Source organism: Micromonospora sp. MP36 (assembly GCF_008119785.1).
GTDB lineage: Bacteria > Actinomycetota > Actinomycetes > Mycobacteriales > Micromonosporaceae > Micromonospora.
The window spans coordinates 22,729-40,881 of record NZ_VSFA01000063.1 but is presented as its reverse complement, the minus strand read 5'-3'; the positions used below and the strand labels follow the sequence as shown (position 1 = coordinate 40,881).

The 18,153-nt window shown below is 74.6% G+C and carries 9 protein-coding genes; 8 read left to right on the top strand and 1 reads right to left on the bottom strand.

Annotation, left to right across the window (positions count from 1 at the left end):
* Positions 1–134 precede the first annotated feature (134 nt).
* The 5 genes from FXF52_RS43910 to FXF52_RS28860 are packed head-to-tail and all read left to right on the top strand — an operon-like array spanning position 135 to position 13,759.
* Positions 135–5,099, top strand: coding sequence for a non-ribosomal peptide synthetase (locus tag FXF52_RS43910; RefSeq protein WP_305069363.1), 4,965 nt, complete (start codon positions 135–137; stop codon positions 5,097–5,099).
* Positions 5,096–10,606 carry a non-ribosomal peptide synthetase gene (locus FXF52_RS28875; RefSeq protein ID WP_148801486.1) on the top strand — a complete coding sequence of 1,837 codons (5,511 nt, stop codon included), beginning with the start codon at positions 5,096–5,098 and terminating at the stop codon, positions 10,604–10,606. The genes FXF52_RS43910 and FXF52_RS28875 overlap by 4 nt, the downstream gene beginning before the upstream one ends.
* A complete protein-coding gene (locus FXF52_RS28870) occupies positions 10,603–11,832 on the top strand; it encodes a saccharopine dehydrogenase NADP-binding domain-containing protein (protein ID WP_187413765.1) in 1,230 nt (409 codons plus the stop codon). Before FXF52_RS28875 ends, FXF52_RS28870 begins: the two co-directional genes overlap by 4 nt.
* Positions 11,829–12,980 carry a Gfo/Idh/MocA family oxidoreductase gene (locus tag FXF52_RS28865; protein ID WP_222870730.1) on the top strand — a complete coding sequence of 384 codons (1,152 nt, stop codon included), beginning with the start codon at positions 11,829–11,831 and terminating at the stop codon, positions 12,978–12,980. Before FXF52_RS28870 ends, FXF52_RS28865 begins: the two co-directional genes overlap by 4 nt.
* Positions 12,977–13,759, top strand: a complete 783-nt coding sequence (locus FXF52_RS28860; protein ID WP_148801484.1) for a thioesterase II family protein — start codon at positions 12,977–12,979, stop codon at positions 13,757–13,759. The genes FXF52_RS28865 and FXF52_RS28860 overlap by 4 nt, the downstream gene beginning before the upstream one ends.
* A 67-nt stretch (positions 13,760–13,826) precedes the next feature.
* Here the strand turns inward: FXF52_RS28860 and FXF52_RS28855 are convergent, their stop codons facing one another.
* The gene (locus tag FXF52_RS28855) at positions 13,827–14,507 is read right to left on the bottom strand and encodes a class I SAM-dependent methyltransferase (RefSeq protein ID WP_148801483.1); all 681 of its coding nucleotides are present in this window, start codon (positions 14,505–14,507) and stop codon (positions 13,827–13,829) included.
* A gap of 114 nt (positions 14,508–14,621) precedes the next feature.
* On the opposite strand from FXF52_RS28855, the gene pdxH reads away from it, so the two are divergent.
* The 3 genes from pdxH to FXF52_RS28840 are packed head-to-tail and all read left to right on the top strand — an operon-like array spanning position 14,622 to position 18,147.
* Entirely contained in the window at positions 14,622–15,263 is a 642-nt protein-coding gene (gene pdxH, locus FXF52_RS28850; protein ID WP_148801482.1) for a pyridoxamine 5'-phosphate oxidase, read from the top strand.
* Positions 15,236–16,948: a (2,3-dihydroxybenzoyl)adenylate synthase gene (locus FXF52_RS28845; RefSeq protein WP_148801481.1), complete on the top strand. Its 1,713-nt coding sequence runs from the start codon at positions 15,236–15,238 to the stop codon at positions 16,946–16,948. The genes pdxH and FXF52_RS28845 overlap by 28 nt, the downstream gene beginning before the upstream one ends.
* Positions 16,945–18,147 carry an FAD-dependent monooxygenase gene (locus FXF52_RS28840; protein WP_148801480.1) on the top strand — a complete coding sequence of 401 codons (1,203 nt, stop codon included), beginning with the start codon at positions 16,945–16,947 and terminating at the stop codon, positions 18,145–18,147. The genes FXF52_RS28845 and FXF52_RS28840 overlap by 4 nt, the downstream gene beginning before the upstream one ends.
* Positions 18,148–18,153: the final 6 nt, after the last annotated feature.

Below are 18,153 nucleotides of genomic sequence, written 5' to 3'. Positions count from 1 at the left end.
ATGTGGTGTCGGGGTTGTTCCCGGCGGGTGTGGTGGAGGCGATGTTCTCCGCGTATGTGGGGTTGTTGTCGCGTCTGGTGGCGGGGGATTGGTCGGCTCCGGTGGGTGGTTTGTTGCCGGAGGGTCAGCGTCGGGTGCGGGAGTTGGTGAACGCGACCGAGGGCGTGGTGTCGGGTCGGCTTCTGCATGAGGGGTTCTTCGCTCGTGCGGTGCAGGCTCCGGATCGCCCGGCGGTGTTGTGGGAGTCGGGCTGCCTGTCCTATGGAGAGCTGCGAGCTTCGGCGCTGCGGGTGGCGGGGGCGCTGGTCGCCGCGGGGGTAACCCCGGGAGACACGGTGGCGGTGACCTTGCCGAAGGGCCCGGAGCAGGTGGTCGCGGTACTGGGGGTGCTGGCCGCCGGCGGGGTGTACGTGCCGGTGGGCGTCGACCAGCCACCCGTACGTAGGGAGCGCATCCTCGCCGGGGCACGAGCCGGCTGGGTCCTCACCGATGAGGCCGGCGTCGGCTGGTCATGGCCGGACGGGGTGTCGGTGTTGCCGATCGACCGGGCGGCCGGGAGCCCGCCGTTGGCCGAGCCGGTCCGCGTGGACGACCAGGCGACCGCGTACGTGATTTTCACGTCGGGGTCGACGGGGGAGCCGAAGGGTGTGCAGGTGTCGCATCGGGCGGCGGTGAACACGGTGGAGGATGTGAGTGCCCGGTTCGGGGTGGGGCCGCAGGATCGGGTGTTGGCGGTGTCGGCACTGGATTTCGATCTGTCGGTGTACGACGTATTCGGCCTGTTGGCGGCTGGTGGGGCTCTGGTGGTGGTGCCGGAGTCGGGTCGGCGGGATCCGCTGGTGTGGTTGGGGTTGGCGCGGGCGCATCGGGTGACGGTGTGGAACTCGGTGCCGGCGTTGTTGGACATGGCGTTGACCGCGGCGGGTGAGCAGGGCCTGGGTGAGGGTCTGCGGTTGGTGCTCGTCTCGGGTGACTGGGTGGGTTTGGATCTGCCGGGCCGGGTGCGGGCGGTGGCGCCGGGGTGCCGGTTCGTGGCTCTGGGTGGGGCGACGGAAGCGGCGATCTGGTCGAACGCCTGCGAGGTGGATGAGGTTCCGGCGCAGTGGCGGTCGGTGCCGTATGGGCGGCCGTTGCGGAATCAGCGGTATCGGGTGGTGGATGCCCGAGGCCGGGATTGCCCGGACTGGGTGCCGGGGGAGTTGTGGATCGGTGGATTGGGGGTGGCCGAGGGGTACCGGGGTGCGCCGGAGTTGACGGCACAGCGGTTCGTCGTCCGTGACGGTGTGCGCTGGTATCGGACGGGGGATCTGGGCCGGTACTGGCCGGACGGGACGTTGGAGTTCCTGGGCCGGCGGGATCATCAGGTGAAGATTCGCGGGCACCGGATCGAACTCGGCGAGATCGAAACCGCCCTCACCCAACACCCGCAGGTGTCCCGGGCCGTCGCCGTCCGGCTCGACCTCAGCCCGGCCCGACTCGCCGCCGCCGTGGTGCCCACCGACGGCGCCGACCTCGGCGGTTCGGACGCGCTGACCGTGCTCCGGGAGTGGCTCGCCGACCGGCTGCCCTCGTACATGCTGCCCGACGCGGTGCTGGTGACCGCGGCGCTGCCGCTGACCGCCAACGGCAAGGTCGACCAGGCCGCCCTCACCCGCACGCTCACCGCCACCGTCACCGACCAGGCCGGAGAGTACGAGCCACCACGTGGCGAGATGGAACAGACCGTCGCCCGGCTCTGGGCCGAACTGTTGGAGGCCGAGCGGATCGGCCGCAACGACAGCTTCTTCGCCCTCGGCGGAGACAGCCTGCTCGCCACCCGGCTGATCACCCAGCTGCGGGCCGAGGGCCTGCACGGCGCCGAACTCAGCGCCCTGTTCGCCAATCCGGTGCTGTCCGCCTTCGCCGCCGGGCTCACCCCCGGCCGGGCCGGCGCCGATCCGGAGCAGCCCCGGCTCACCCCCGACCCCGAGCACCGGTACGACCCGTTCCCGCCGACGGACGTGCAGCGCGCGTACTGGATGGGACGCAACGAGGAGTTCACCCTCGGCGGGGTCGGCTGCCACTTCTACACCGAGCTGGACGGCGCACACGTCGACCTCGACCGGCTGGAGGAGGCCTGGAACCAGCTCATCGCCCGGCACGAGATGCTCCGCGCGGTCTTCGACGACGACGGCCGGCAGCGGATCCTGCCCGAGGTGCCCCGGCTGCGAATCCCCGTCACCGACGCCGCCCCCGGCGCCGAGCGGGAAGCCCTGGCCGGGCTGCGCGAGGCCATGTCGCACCAGCTCGTCTCCGCGACCGAGTGGCCGCTGTTCGACGTACGGGCGGTCCGCTACGGCGACCGGGTTCGCATCGGCGTCAGCCTCGACAACATCATCCTGGACGCGCTCAGCTCGATGATCGTCTTCCGGGAGCTGGAGCTGCTCTACGACGACCTCGACGCTGCGCTGCCACCGGTCGGCATGTCCTTCCGCGACTACGTCACCAGCGTCCGGCCGGCGCCGGCCGCGCTCGCCAGAGCACGGGAGTACTGGCGCAACCGCCTCGAGGACCTGCCTCCGGCACCGGCGTTGCCGACCGCCGTCGAGCCGGCCCGGCTCGGCCGGCCCACCTTCGAACGGCACGAGCACCGGCTCAGCCCCCAGGAGTGGGCGGCCCTGGCCGACGCCGCCCGCCGGCACGACCTGACCCCGTCCACCGTGCTCGCCACCGCCTTCGCCGAGGTGCTCTCCGCCTGGAGCGGGCAGCAGGAGCTGACCGTCAACCTCACCCTCTTCGACCGGCGCGACGTGCACCCGGACATCAACAACGTACTCGGAGACTTCACCTCGCTGCTGCTCGTGGCGTACCGGGCCCGGCCGGGGGAGAGCTTCCTGGAGACGGCCCGCCGCCTGCAGGAGCAGGTGTGGCGCGACCTGGAGCACAGCGAGGTCTCCGCAGTGGAGATCCTGCGCGAGTTGGCCCGCCGGCAGGGCTCCGCGGAGGTCTCCATGCCGGTGGTGTTCACCAGCACCCTCGGGGTGACCGAGCGGGCCGCGGTCGGCAGCCCCCACCCGTACGCCGAGCGGGTCTGGGGCATCTCCCAGACGCCGCAGGTGTGGCTGGACCATCAGGTGGTCGAGTTGGGTGGTGGGTTGTTGCTGAATTGGGATGTGGTGTCGGGGTTGTTCCCGGCGGGTGTGGTGGAGGCGATGTTCTCCGCGTATGTGGGGTTGTTGTCGCGTCTGGTGGCGGGGGATTGGTCGGCTCCGGTGGGTGGTTTGTTGCCGGAGGGTCAGCGTCGGGTGCGGGAGTTGGTGAACGCGACCGAGGGCGTGGTGTCGGGTCGGCTTCTGCATGAGGGGTTCTTCGCTCGTGCGGTGCAGGCTCCGGATCGCCCGGCGGTGTTGTGGGAGTCCGGGTGCCTGTCCTATGGGGAGTTGGCCGACGCTGCCCTGAGAGTGGCGGGCGCGTTGGCCCGTGCCGGGCTCACCCCCGGGGACGTGGTGGCCGTGACCTTGCCGAAGGGCCCGGAGCAGGTGGTCGCGGTACTGGGGGTGCTGGCCGCCGGCGGGGTGTACGTGCCGGTGGGCGTCGACCAGCCACCCGTACGTAGGGAGCGCATCCTCGCCGGGGCACGAGCCGGCTGGGTCCTCACCGATGAGGCCGGCGTCGGCTGGTCATGGCCGGACGGGGTGTCGGTGTTGCCGATCGACCGGGCGGCCGGGAGCCCGCCGTTGGCCGAGCCGGTCCGCGTGGACGACCAGGCGACCGCGTACGTGATTTTCACGTCGGGGTCGACGGGGGAGCCGAAGGGTGTGCAGGTGTCGCATCGGGCGGCGGTGAACACGGTGGAGGATGTGAGTGCCCGGTTCGGGGTGGGGCCGCAGGATCGGGTGTTGGCGGTGTCGGCACTGGATTTCGATCTGTCGGTGTACGACGTATTCGGCCTGTTGGCGGCTGGTGGGGCTCTGGTGGTGGTGCCGGAGTCGGGTCGGCGGGATCCGCTGGTGTGGTTGGGGTTGGCGCGGGCGCATCGGGTGACGGTGTGGAACTCGGTGCCGGCGTTGTTGGACATGGCGTTGACCGCGGCGGGTGAGCAGGGCCTGGGTGAGGGTCTGCGGTTGGTGCTCGTCTCGGGTGACTGGGTGGGTTTGGATCTGCCGGGCCGGGTGCGGGCGGTGGCGCCGGGGTGCCGGTTCGTGGCTCTGGGTGGGGCGACGGAAGCGGCGATCTGGTCGAACGCCTGCGAGGTGGATGAGGTTCCGGCGCAGTGGCGGTCGGTGCCGTATGGGCGGCCGTTGCGGAATCAGCGGTATCGGGTGGTGGATGCCCGAGGCCGGGATTGCCCGGACTGGGTGCCGGGGGAGTTGTGGATCGGTGGATTGGGGGTGGCCGAGGGGTACCGGGGTGCGCCGGAGTTGACGGCACAGCGGTTCGTCGTCCGTGACGGTGTGCGCTGGTATCGGACGGGGGATCTGGGCCGGTACTGGCCGGACGGGACGTTGGAGTTCCTGGGCCGGCGGGATCATCAGGTGAAGATTCGCGGGCACCGGATCGAACTCGGCGAGATCGAAACCGCCCTCACCCAACACCCGGACATCGCCGACGCCACCGTGGTCACCGCCGGGGAGAACCGGCAACGCCTCGCGGCCTTCGTCATCCCGGCCGCCGCGCAGGTCGACCTCGAGGCGCTCGGGCCGTTCCTGGCCGACCGGCTGCCGGCGCACGCCCTACCGGCCACCATCGAACCGCTGCCCCGCTGGCCGCTGACCGCCAACGGCAAGGTCGACCGGGCGGAGCTGACCCGACGCGCCGACGAGACCGCCGCGGCCGCCGCGACGGACGACGACGGGCAGCTGCGCGGCGACATCGAGGTGACCCTGGCCAAGATCTGGGCCGAGCTGCTGGACCTGCCCACCGTCGGCCGCGGGCAGAACTTCTTCGCCCTGGGCGGCGACAGCGTCCTGGCCACCCGGCTCGTCGCCCAGGTACGCGACCTGCTCGGCGTCGAGCTGTCCATGCGCCAGGTCTTCGACAGTCCCACCGTCGCCGGGCTCGCCGAGCGGATCGCCGAGCGCCAGGCGGGCGACGACGCATTCGAGGAGGGTGTGCTGTGAGCGTGGCATCGCTGATCGACGAACTGCGCGACGCTGGGATCGAGCTCTGGGAGGAGGACGGCCAGCTGCGGTTCCGCGCTCCGAAGGGCGCGCTGACCCCGCAGCGCCGCGACGCCGTGCGGGAGCACCGGGAGGAGATCCTCGCCCACCTGCGCGCCCGGGCCGTCACCCTCACCCCCGACCCGGACGGCCGGTACCAGCCGTTCCCGCTGACCGACGTGCAGGCCGCCTACCTGGTCGGCCGCCACGACGCGTACGGCTCGGGCGGCACGGCCTGCCAGGTGTACGGCGAGCTTAGCTACCCGGACCTCGACCCGGGCCGGCTGGAGCGGGCCTGGAACACGCTGATCGCCCGGCACGACATGCTCCGCGCCACGGTGCACCCCGAGGGCCACCAGCAGGTCGCCGCCGAGGTCCCGCACTACGCCATTCCCGTCACGGACCTGCGCGACGGCGACGACGACCAACTCGCCGCGGCCGTCGACGCGGTCCGCGCCGAGCTGAGCCACCAGGAGTACGAGCCGGCCCGGTGGCCGCTGTTCGAGCTGCGCGTGACCCGAGGCGCCCGGCGCAGCGTGCTGCACGTCTCGGTCGACTTCCTCATCGCCGACTACCTCAGCATCCAGCGCCTGCTCGTGGAGCTGCACCAGCTCTACGCCGACCCCGCCGCCGTACTGCCCCCACTGGACATCACCTTCCGCGACTACGTGCTCGCCGAGCGGCGGCTCCGCGACGGTGGGCGCTACGAGCGGGACCGGGCGTACTGGTGGAACCGGCTCGACGAGCTGCCGCCCGCCCCGGAGCTGCCCACCCGGCCGGAGGCGGCGAGTGGCCGCTTCGAGCGCCGCCAGTCCATGCTGGACCCGGCGGCCTGGGCCGCATTCCGCCGGCACGCGGCCAGCCGGGGGCTCACCCCGTCCGCGGCGGTGCTCGCCGCGTACGCCGAAGTGATCGGCCGGTGGAGCCGGCAGCCGCAGTTCACCCTCAACCTCACCCTGCTCAACCGGCAACAGCTGCACGAGCAGGTCGAGCACCTGGTCGGCGACTTCACCACGGTCAGCCTGCTCGCCTGCGACACCACGCCCGACGCGCCGTTCCACCGGCGGGCGGCGGCGCTCGCCGCGCAGCTCTTCGACGACATGGACCACCGGCTTTGCTCCGGCGTCACCGTGCTGCGCGAGCTGGCCCGCCGCCGGGGCCGCGAGGCGGCGCTGATGCCGGTGGTCTTCACCAGCACCATCGGCCTCGGCGAGGCCGACGGCGGCGAGTTCGAATACGGCATCAGCCAGACCCCGCAGGTCTGGATCGACTGCCAGGCCGTGGAGCGCGCCGGAGGGCTGGTGCTGACCTGGGACGTCCGGGAGGGCGTCTTCCCGCCCGGCCTGGTGGCCGACGCCTTCGCCGCGCTGACCCGGCTGCTCGCCGACCTCGCCGCCGGCGAGGCCGCCTGGGACGCCGACAGCCCCGTGCCGCTGCACCCCGAACAGCAGCGCCGCCGACAGTCCGCCAACGACACCGACGGGCCGCTGCCCGACGGGCTGCTGCACGCCCCCGTGCTGGCGCAGGCCGCGCGTACCCCGGGCCGCCTCGCGGTGCGCGACGCCCGGGTCGCGCTGACCTACGGCGAGCTGGCCGCGCGGGCCGGCGCGGTGGCCGCGGCGCTGCGCGCGGCCGGCTGCGCGCCCGGCGACCGGGTGGCCGTGGTCATGGACAAGGGCGCGGAACAGGTCGTCGCGGTGCTCGGCGCGCTCTCGGCGGGCGCCGTCTACGTGCCGATCGACACCGTCCAACCGCCTGCGCGGCGGGCCGGCATCATCGCCGACGCCGGCATCCGGCACGTGCTCACCCAGCCGTGGCTGGCCGACGGGCCCTGGCCCGACGTCGTCACCGCCCACCCGGTCGACGCCACCGCCTCCCTCGATGCCGCCGCCGCGGTCGACCCGGGCGAGGCGGCGGCGGCCCCTCCGGGCGTCGGGCCGGACGACCCCGCGTACGTCATCTACACCTCCGGCTCCACCGGCACCCCGAAGGGCGTCGTGATCAGCCACCGGGGGGCGTTGAACACCATCGTCGACATCAACGACCGCTTCCGGGTGGGCGCCGCCGACGGGGTGCTCGGCCTGGCCAACCTCGGTTTCGACCTGTCGGTCTACGACATCTTCGGCCTGCTCGCCGTCGGTGGCGCGCTGGTGCTGCCCGACCCGGCCCGGCGCGGCGACCCGTCGCACTGGGCCGACCTGGTCGCTCGGCACGAGGTCACGGTCTGGAACTCGGTGCCGGCGCAGCTGCAGATGCTCACGCACTACCTCGACGGCGAGCCGGAGGTGTCGCTTCCCACGCTGCGGCTCGCGCTGCTGTCTGGGGACTGGATCCCGGTCCCGCTGCCGGACGCCATCCGGGCCCGGGTGCCCGGACTGGAGGTGGTCAGCCTCGGCGGCGCGACGGAGGCGTCGATCTGGTCCATCCACCACCGCATCGGCGACGTCGACCGGAACCGGCCGAGCATCCCGTACGGCACGCCCCTGACCAACCAGCGGTTCCACGTGCTGGACCACGCCGGGCGGCCCTGCCCGGAGTGGGTGCCCGGTGAGCTGTACATCGGCGGGGCCGGGCTGGCCCTCGGCTACCTCGGCGACCCCTCCCGCACCGCCGAGCGTTTCGTCACCCACCCGGTGACCGGCGAGCGGCTCTACCGCACCGGCGACCTCGGCCGGTACTGGCCCGACGGGTCGCTGGAGTTCCTCGGCCGGGAGGACAACCAGGTCAAGATCCGGGGACACCGGATCGAGCTGGCCGAGATCGAGACGGCGCTGCGCGCCCACCCGGCGGTCGCCGACGCGGTGTGCGAGGCGGTCGGCGAGCGGCTGACCGACCGGCGGCTGGCCGCCTTCGTGCAGCCGGAGCGGATCGCCCCGGACCCGGCCGACGCCGAGTGGGCACGGGACGTGGTCACCGCCGCCCGGGCCGCCGGGGAGCAGGCCCGGTCCGGGGTGGACCCGCGGCGCTTCGTCGAGTTCGCCGGCCTGCTGGACACCGCCGCCCTGGCCTCGATGGCCGCGACCCTGCACCGGCACGGCCTGTTCACCACGCCCGGCGCCGCGCACGACCTGGCCGAGGTGATCGCCGCGACCGGCGCCGCCGAGCAGCTCCACCGGCTGCTGCGGCGCTGGCTGGCTGCGCTGACCGCGGAGGGGCACCTGACCCGCGACGGCGACAGGTACACCGCCACCCGCTCCTTCGACCCGGCCTGGGCCGAGCAGGCGTGGCAGGCGGTCCGCGCGGCCGGCGCGGACGTCGACCAGGCCCCGGTGCTGACCCGGTACTTCGCCGAGAGCGCCGCGCGCCACGGCGAGCTGCTCCGCGACGAGATCGACCCGCTGCGAGCCCTGTTCCCCGAGGGCAGCCTGGACATCGCGGTCTCGGCCTACCGGGACAGCGCGATCAACCGCTACGTCAACGCCGCCGCGACGGAGACGGTCCGCGCGGTGGCCCGGGCGCACGCCGGCCCGGCACCGCTGCGGCTGCTGGAGATCGGCGCCGGGGTGGGCGGGGTCAGCCAGGACGTGATCCCGGCCCTGCGCGGCCTGCCGGTGGAGTACCTGTTCACCGACGTCACGCCGTTCTTCCTGAACGAGGCGCAAGCCCGGTTCGCCGGCGACGACTGGGTCACCTTCGCGCTGTTCGACATGAACCAGGACTACCGCGCCCAGGGTTTGGCGCCCAACTCGCTGGACGTGGTGCTGTGCAACAACGCGCTGCACTACGCCCGCCACCTGCCCCGGCTGTTCGACCGGCTCCGCGAACTGCTCCGGCCCGGCGGCTGGCTGGTCTTCATCGACCAGACCCGAGACAACTACCAGATCATGTCCTCGATGGAGTTCGTCGAGGCGCAGGCGGACTTCGAGGACGAGCGGCGGGGCCGGGCCGAGACGTTCCTGCCCCGGGCGGACTGGCTGCGGCTGCTCGCCGACGCCGACGCCGAGCTGGTCGGCTGCCTGCCGGCACCGGACGACGTGTTCGCCCCGCTGGGCCAGGCGGTCTTCGTGGCCCGGTTCAAGCGGGACCGCAGCCGCATCGACCTCGACGACCTGGGCCGGCACCTGGCCGAGCGGCTGCCCGAGTACATGCTGCCCAGCCAGGTGCAGCAGGTGGACGCGCTGCCGTTGACCGGCAACGGCAAGATCGACCGGGCGGCCCTGCGCGGCTGGCTGCCGCGGGAGGCCGACACCGGCGCCGGCGGCGACGAGCCGCGCGACGAGCTGGAGCAGCGGCTCGCCGCGCTCTGGGCCGAGCTGTTGCAGCGTCCCCGGGTCGGCCGTAACCAGGACTTCTTCCAGTCCGGGGGCGATTCGCTGCTGGTCAGCCAGCTCGCCACCCGGCTGCGCGAGCGGGTGCCCGAGGCGTCCCGCTACTACTTCGACAGCCTGCTGCGGCAGATCCTGCGCGAGCCGACGGTCGCCGCGCTGGCCGAGTTCCTGCGCCGGCCGGTCCCGCAGGGCAGCACCGGCGAGGCCCCGGCCACCCCGGCATCGCCGCTGGTCCCGCTCGGCGGCGACGGGGACGGGCCTTCGTGGGTGCTGGTGCACGATGCCACCGGGACGATGGCCCCGTTCGTGGCCCTGGCCCGGGAGCTGGCCGGCACCGGGCCGGCCTTCGGGCTCGCGGTGACCAAGGTGGACGCGTACCTAGAGGTCGACCGCGCGACCCTCGTCGAGCAGCTCGCGGCCCGGTACGCCGACCTGCTGCTCGCGCACGACCGGCCGGTGCACCTGATCGGGTACGGCAGCGGCGGGCCGCTCGCCGTCGAGGTGGCCCGCAACCTCCTCGAGAGCGGGCACCCGCCGGCCGGGCTGACCCTGCTCGACGGGTACCCGCTGCCGATCCGGGTGACCGACGACCTGCTCGTGGAGTACGAGTTTGCCCGGGTCATGGGCGTCGACCCAGCCCGGCTGGGCTTCACCTCCGACGTCGACGCCGTGCGGCGGGCGATCCGCGCCGCGCTGCCGGACGGCACCGCCGAACTGCCCGCCGGGGCGATCGCCGGGCTGGACGGCAACGCCGCGACCCTGGACGACGACGGGGTGCGCGAGGTCGCCGCGACGTTCCGCAAGCTGGCCGAGGTACCCCAGCCGGAGCGGCTGGGCGCGCTGGCCCGGGCCCTCACGCACACCCGACCGGACCTCGACGCGGAGGGTTTCGTCGGCGCCCAGTACCGGGTCTTCCGGCACAGCCTCGCCGCGTTCGGCGCGCTCGACCCGCAGCCCTACCTGGGGGATCTGACCCTGCTACGGACCACCGCCGGCGACGGCCCGCTGCTCGCCGACGCCCCGGAGACGGCCTGGCGCGACCTGTGCCTGGGCGAGGTGACCGTCGGGGAGATCCCGGGCGAGCACTTCGACTGCCTGCGGGAGCCACACACCGCGGCGGTGGCGCGGGCGCTGCGCGCGGCGGCCCGAGCCGGCGCGGGCCACCCGACCGGTGCGGCGACCCCCGAGGGGGCCCGGTGAGCGGCCGGTCACCGGTGACGGTGGTCGGCGCCACCGGCGCGGTGGGACGCGCCGCCGCCGGATTCCTGCACCGGGCCGGCCTACCGCTGCGGCTGGTCGGGCGCCGGCAGGCGGCGCTGCGGTCGCTGGCCGGGAAACTGGCCGGGCCGGCATACGGGCCGGGGGCCGCGACGGGGAATGGGCCTGCGAGCGGACCGGCGCCCGGGCCGGGGGCCGGGCCTGCCGCCATGCCGGTGGCGGTGGCGGTGGCCGACGTGACCGACTCCGACGCGCTGGCCGGGGCCTGCGCGGGCAGCGGCATCGTGGTCAACTGCGCGGGTCCGGCCACGGCGGTCGGGCCCCGGGTGGCCGTCGCCGCCGACGCGGCCGGGGCCCACTACGTCGACGCGGCCGGGGACGACCTGCTCGACGGGCAGCTGGCGGCGGCCGGGCTGCCCGGCCCAGGGCGGGTGGCGGTGCTGGCCGCCGGGATGAGCCCCGGCCTGACCGGGCTGCTGCCGCGCCTGCTCGCCGGGCCGCCGTTCACCCGGGTCGAGCGGCTGACCGGGTACGCCGGCGGGCGGGACCGGTTCACCCCGGCCGCCGCCACCGACTACCTGGCCAGCCTGACCGACGGGTACGGCCTCGCCGGGGCCGCCTGGCGCGACGGCCGGGTGGTGGCCGGCGCGCTGACCCCCCGGCTCGACGAGCCCGCGCCGTTCTTCCCCGGCCTGGTCAGCGCCTTCCCCTACCTGAGCGGGGAGCTGCGCCGCGCCGCCGCGGACCTGGTGCTGGTCGAGGCGAGCTGGTTCAACGTCTTCGACGGCGAGCACACCCTGGCGCTGCTGGGCCGGCTGCGGACCGGCACCGGCGACGGCACCGGCACCGGCGTCGAGCCCGGCGAGGCAGCCCGGCAGCTCTGCCACGCCGCCGAGCTGGACGCCGCCGGGCTGCGCTCGTACCAGCTGTTCGTGCTGGAGCTGACCGGGGTGACTGACGCCGGGCCGCTGACCCGGACGCTGGTCGCCCGCGCCCCGGACGCGTACCTGCTCAGCGGCGCGGTCGCGGCGCTGGCGGCGCTCGCCGTCGCCGACGGCGAGCTGCCGCCCGGCCGGCACCGCGCGGACGCGGTGCTGCCGCCCGAGCGCACGGTGCGCCGCCTGGGGGACTGGGGCGCGCTGCTGTCGGTGGACGTGTCCGACGTGGCGGTCGCCGCGGCGGCCGAGGTGGAGGAGGGGGTGCTGTGAGCGTGACGACGCGGCCGGCCGGGCCGCGCGGCGGCGGGGACCGGTGGCGGGTGGTGGTGGCCGGCAGCAGGTTCGGCCGGATCTACCTGGCCGGGATCGCCCAGGCCGCCGACCGCTACGAGCTGGCCGGGGTGCTGGCCCGGGGCGGCGAACGGTCCCGCGCCGTCGCCGAGCACTACCGGGTGCCGCTGCTGACCGGCGTCGACGACCTGCCCGACGGCGTCGACATCGCCTGCGTGGTGGTCGGCACGGCGATCAACGGCGGCCCCGGGGCGCAGCTGGCCGAGGCGCTGCTCGACCGGGGTGTGCACGTGCTCCAGGAACATCCCGTGCACCCCGACGAGCTGGCTCGCTGCCTGCGCCAGGCCCGGCGGGCCGGGGTGGCGTACCAGCTCAACACCCACTACCCGCACGTGGCGCCGGTGCGCCGGTTCCTCGACGCGGCGGCCCGGCTGGTGGCCGCCGGCCAGCGTCCCCTGTTCGTCGACGCGATGGCCGGCATCCAGGTCACCTTCAGCCTGCTGGACATCGTCGGCCGGGTGGTCGGCCGGCTGCGCCCGGCCGGGTTCGCCGACCCGGTGGCGCTGCCCGAGGCGGTGCGCCGGATGTCCGAGGTGGACGTGCCGTACCGCAGCCTGGACGGCGTGGTCGGCGGGGTGCCGGTGACCCTGCGGGTGCAGAACCAGCTCGACCCCGCCGACCCGGACAACCACGCCCACCTGCTGCACCGGGTGACGGTGGGCTTCCCCGGCGGCCTGCTGACCCTGACCGGTACGCACGGGCCGGTGCTCTGGTCGCCACGGGCGCACCTGCCCCGATCCGCCGCCAGCCTGGTCGACCTGGCCGCCGCGCCCGAGGACTACCTGGACCTGCCGAGCACCGCGCCGCTCGGCCCGGCGGTCGCCGAGAGCTACCGCGAGATCGTCGGCGGCCTCTGGCCGCAGGCGGTGGCGCGGGCGCTGGACGAGCTGGTCCGGGTCGCCGCCGGCGAGCGAGACGGGCAGGCCGAGGGCCAGTACCACCTCGGCGTCTGCCGGCTCTGGCAAGAGGTGACCCGCCGGCTTGGCCCGCCCGAGCTGCGGGAACGCCCCGAGCCGCGCCCGCTCGCCCTCACCCAGTTGGCCGAACGACAGGAGGTCTCCGCATGAAGCAGTACGGCCCCGGTGGGCTGCTGCGGTGTTTCGACCCGCGTCCGTTGCCGGGATTCCGGCTGGTCTGCTTCCCGCACGCCGGTGGCACAGCTGCCTTCTTCCGCCGCTGGAACGCCGCCCTGCCCGCGTCCGCCGAGCTGTACGCGGCGCAGTACCCGGGCCGGGAGGACCGGCTCGGCGACCCGATCCCGCAGACGCTGGGCGAGCTGGCCGACGCGGCCGCCGAGGCGCTCGTCCCGCTGTCGAACGCCGGGCTGATCCTTTTCGGACACAGCATGGGTGCGGCGCTGGCGTACGAGGTGGCGCAGCGGCTGGAGCGGGCCGGGCGGCGGCCGGAGTTGCTCGTGGTGTCGGGCCGGCCGGCGCCGCACCGGCAGCGGGTGGAGACGGTCCACGTGGGCGGGGACGAGGCGATCCTGGCGGACCTGCGCCGCCTCGGCGGCACCGCCGGGACGGTGCTGGACGACCCGGCGCTGCGGGAACTGGTGCTGCCCAGCCTGCGCGCCGACTACCGGCTGATCGAGAACTACTGGCCGTCCGACCCGCTGCCCACGCTGGGTTGTGCCGTGGCCGGGTTCAGCGCGGCCGACGACACCGAGGCCAGCGACGAGGAGATGCGCGCCTGGGCCGACGTCACCACCGGCCGCTTCGACAGCCGGGTGTTCCCGGGCGACCACTTCTACCTGCGCGACGCCGGCCCGGCGGTGGTCGGCGACATGCTGCGGTTGCTGGGGCACGCGGCGAGCGTCTCGGCCGGCTGGCCGTCGACGCCGTGACGAGCGCCGGTGCCGTGCCGGCGCCGGCCGCCGGGCAGCACACCGAGGCGGCCGGCGCTAGGGGCCGTCAGTCGGATTCGAGGCGGAGGAGTTGGTAGTGCAGGTCACCCTGCGGTGCGGCGCAGCGCACGGCCCGCTGCACGCGTACCCGCCAGCCGTGCCGGTCGGCCAGCTCGGCCAGCCGGTCGGCGTTGCCCAGGTCGGTGAAGCCGAGCAGCAGCTGGCCGCCCGGGTGCAGGCGCTCCCGGGCCCCGGCGAGGTAGCCCTCGTGCGCCCGGTAGCCCGGGTCGAACAGGGCCCGATGCAGGTGATCGCCGTCGGGGGCCGGTTCGTCCGTGTCGACGAAGTTGGAGTTCCAGAAGATGACGTCGAAGTGCTCGCCGGCCGGGATGGGCGCGAAGAGGTCGCCCTGGTAGACGGTGACCCGGTCAGCCACGCCGTGCCGGGCCGCGTTGCGCCGGGTGTTGTCGACCGCCACCGGGCTGAGATCGGTCGCCACCACGGAGGCGCAGCCGTGCCGGGCGGCCAGCACCGACAGGTAGCCGGTGCCGCTGCCGATCTCGCAGAAGGAGCCGCCGACCGGGTAGGGCACCCACTCGGCGTAGAGGGCGGCGGACTGGGTCAGGTGCGGGGCGAAGACCCCGGGCAGCAGGTCCCACTCCAGGTCCAGCAGCCGGAACGTAGTGGGCGAGTCGACCGCGCGGTGCCGCTCGACGAGGCTCGCCGCGGCGAGGGTGGAGGTGCTCATCGGATGGCATCCCTTCGATGGGAGACAGTGCCGGATTGAACAACAGCAGAAGCTAACATATGCCCATAGATTAATCAAATGACGCGAAGCGTGCAATCCAGACTGGAGGGACGGATGACCAACGACCTCGCCAAGACGCGGGCCCGGTACCGCCGCGACGGTCTCGCCCCGAGCCAGGCCGACCCGGACCCGGTCGCGCAGTTCCGCCGGTGGCAGGCCGAGTGGGCAGCCACGAACCCGTACGACCCCGCCGCGGCCGTGCTCGCCACGGTCGCCCCCGACGGCCAGCCCGCCGCCCGACTGGTCGACGTGGTCCGGGTCGACCACGGCTTCGTCTTCCTCACCCGCTACGACAGCCGCAAAGGGCTGGAACTGACCGTCAACCCCCGGGCCGCGCTCTGCTTCGGCTGGCTCGAGGCCGACCGGCAGGTCCGCGTCGAGGGCGACACCGAGCACCTCGACGAGGTGGCCGCCGACAGCTTCTTCGGCCGGCTGCCACGCCCGGTCCAGCTACTGGCCCGCGCCTCCGACCAGTCGGCGACGGTCGACGGCCCGGAGGTCGTCCGCGAGCGGATCGCCGCGCTGGAACGCCGCTACGCCGGCCAGGAGGTGCCGCGCGGGCGGGACTGGGGCGGCTACCGCCTGCTCCCGCGCCGGATGGAGTTCTGGCAGGGCCGCGTCGACGGGGTGCCCGACCGGCTGCGCTACCAGCGCCGCGACGACGGGAGATGGGACCTGGAACGGCTGACCCCCTGACCACCCTCACCGACCCGCCCGAACGAAAGGAGGACGACGTGCTGGAGGGCTGCGTACCCTGGCCCGAGGACCTGGCCGCCCGGTACCGGGCCGCCGGACACTGGCGGGGCGAGCCGCTCGGCGCCCTGCTGCGCGCGGCGGCGCGGGCACACGGCCCGCGTACCGCGCTGGTCGCCGGGGAGACCCGGCTCACCTACGCCGAACTGGACGAGCAGGCCGACCGAGTCGCCGCCGGCCTGCGCCGGCAGGGCATCCGCCCCGGCGAACGCGTGGTGCTGCACCTGCCCAACGTGCCCGAGTTGGTGGTGCTCTGCTTCGCGCTGTTCCGGCTCGGCGCGCTGCCCGTGTTCGCCCTGCCCGCCCACCGTAGGGCCGAGGTGGAGTACCTCTGCCGCACCGGGCAGGCGGCGGCGTACGTCATCCCCGACGTCGCCGGCGGCTTCGACCACCGCGCGCTCGCCGCGCAGCTACGCGCCGAACTGCCCACGCTGCGCACGGTCGTCGTGGTCGGCGACGCCGGCAACACCGACGGGTTCGTCCGGTACGCGGAGCTCACCGAGGCCGAGCCCACCCGGCTACCCGACCCGGACCCCACCGACGTCGCGCTGTTCCTGCTCTCCGGCGGCACCACCGGGGTGCCCAAACTGATCCCGCGCACCCACGACGACTACTGGTACAACATCCGGCTCAGCGCCGCCAACGCGGGGCTGGACGCCGACACCGTCTACCTGGCCGTGCTCCCGGTGGCGCACAACTACGCCCTCGCCTGCCCCGGGGTGCTCGGCACCCTGTCCGTCGGCGGGCGGGTGGTCCTCTGCCCGAACGGCAGCCCCGACGAGGCGTTCCCGCTGATCGCCGCCGAACGGGTCACCGTCACCGGGCTGGTCCCGCCGCTCGGGCTGATCTGGGCCGACGCAGCCGCCACCCGGCCCGCCGACCTGAGCAGCCTGCGCCTGGTCCAGGTCGGCGGCAGCCACGTCACCCCCGAAGCAGCCCGCCGCATGGCGACCGCCCTCGGCTGCCGGCTCCAGCAGTCCTTCGGCATGGCCGAGGGCCTGCTCAGCCAGAGCCGGCTCGACGACCCGGACGAGCTGCTCCTGACCGCCCAGGGTAAACCGCTCTCACCCGACGACGAGATCCGCATCGTGGACGCGGAGGACCAGACCGTCCCCGACGGCGAGACCGGCGAGCTGCTGGTCCGCGGCCCGTACACGTTCCGGGGCTACTACCGGGCACCCGACCACAACGCCCGCGCCTTCACCGCCGACGGCTTCTTCCGCACCGGCGACCTCGCCCGGCAGCTGCCCAGCGGGCACCTGATCATCACCGGCCGGCGCAAGGACGTGATCAACCGGGGCGGCGAGAAGGTCTCGGCCGAGGAGGTCGAGAACCACGTCCTCGCCCACCCTGCGGTGGCGCAGGCCGCCCTGGTAGCGATGCCCGACCGGCTGCTCGGGGAGCGCAGCTGCCTGTTCGTGGTGCCCCGCGGCGAGGCGCCCCGGCTCGGGCAGCTGACCGCATTCCTGCGCGAACGCGGGCTGGCCGCGTACAAGCTGCCCGACCGGCTCCGGGTGCTCGACGCGCTGCCACAGACCGCGGTGGGCAAGGTGGACAAGGCCCGCCTGCGCGAGGAGGCCGCACAAGCGGCCACGCCCTCCGCCCGTACCGTCGGGGCCCGGTCGTGACCGCGCCCCCGGCACCGGTCCTGGTGGTCGGCGCGGGGCCGGTCGGGCTGGCCGCGGCCCTGGCGCTGCGCTCGCGGGGCCTGCCCGCGACGGTGCTAGAGGCCGACCCGGCCGACCGGGTCCGCCCCGGCAGCCGGGCCCTGTACGTGCACGGCGAGACCCTGCACCGGCTGGAACGCGTCGCGCCCGGCCTCGGCACCGAGCTGGCCCGGCACGGGTTGGTCTGGCACACCCGGTCCACCCGGTACGCCGGCCGCGAGGTGTTCCGGCGCAGCTACCCGCCCCGGCACGGGCCGGGCCTGCCCCCGTTCACCAGCCTCCGGCAGGTCGACACCGAGCGGCTGCTCCGGGACGCGGCCAAACGCCTCGACGTGCGCATCCACTGGGACGCCGCCGTCGAAGCGGTCCACGTCGACCCGGACGGCGTCCGGCTGACCACCGCCGACGGCCACACGTTCCGGGCGGCCTACGTCATCGCCGCCGACGGGGCCCGCTCGACCTTCCGCCGAGCCCTGGACATCCCGATCGTCGGCCACCGCTCGCCCCGCTTCCACGTCGTGGTCGACGTCGAGCAGGACCCCGACCGGCCGTACCCCGCCGAGCGCGTGTTCCACTACCACCACCCCGGGATGGGCGGCCGGCACGTACTGGTCATCCCCTTCGCCGGCGGGGTACAGGTCGACCTGCAGTGCCGGGCCGGCGACACGGAGGAGGCCATCGCCGCCCCCGAGCGGGTCCGGCAGTGGCTGCCGCGGGTGCTCGACCCCGGTGCGCCGGAGCGGATCCTCTGGGTGTCGCACTACCACTTCCAGCAGCGGGTCGCGCCGACGTTCACCGACCCGCACCGGCGGGTGCTGCTCGCCGGGGAGGCCGCCCACCTCTTCGCGCCCTTCGGCGCGCGGGGGATGAACAGCGGCATCGCCGACGCCGACGAGGCCGCCGGAGCGGTCGCCGCCGCGCTCCCCGACCCGGCCGGCGCGGCCGCCGCCATCGACCGGTACGACGCGACACGACGCGGAGCGGCCGAACGCAACCGGACCGCCGCCGGCCGAGCCCTGGCCCACCAGCAGGCCGGCTCCGCCGGACGCCTGCGGCAACGGCTCGCGGCCGCCGTCGCCCCGGTCGTGCCCGCCGCCGGCCGCTGGCTCGACGAGGCACCGTACGGCCCGCGCCGTACCGGCGCCTCCGGACGTTACTGAACCGAG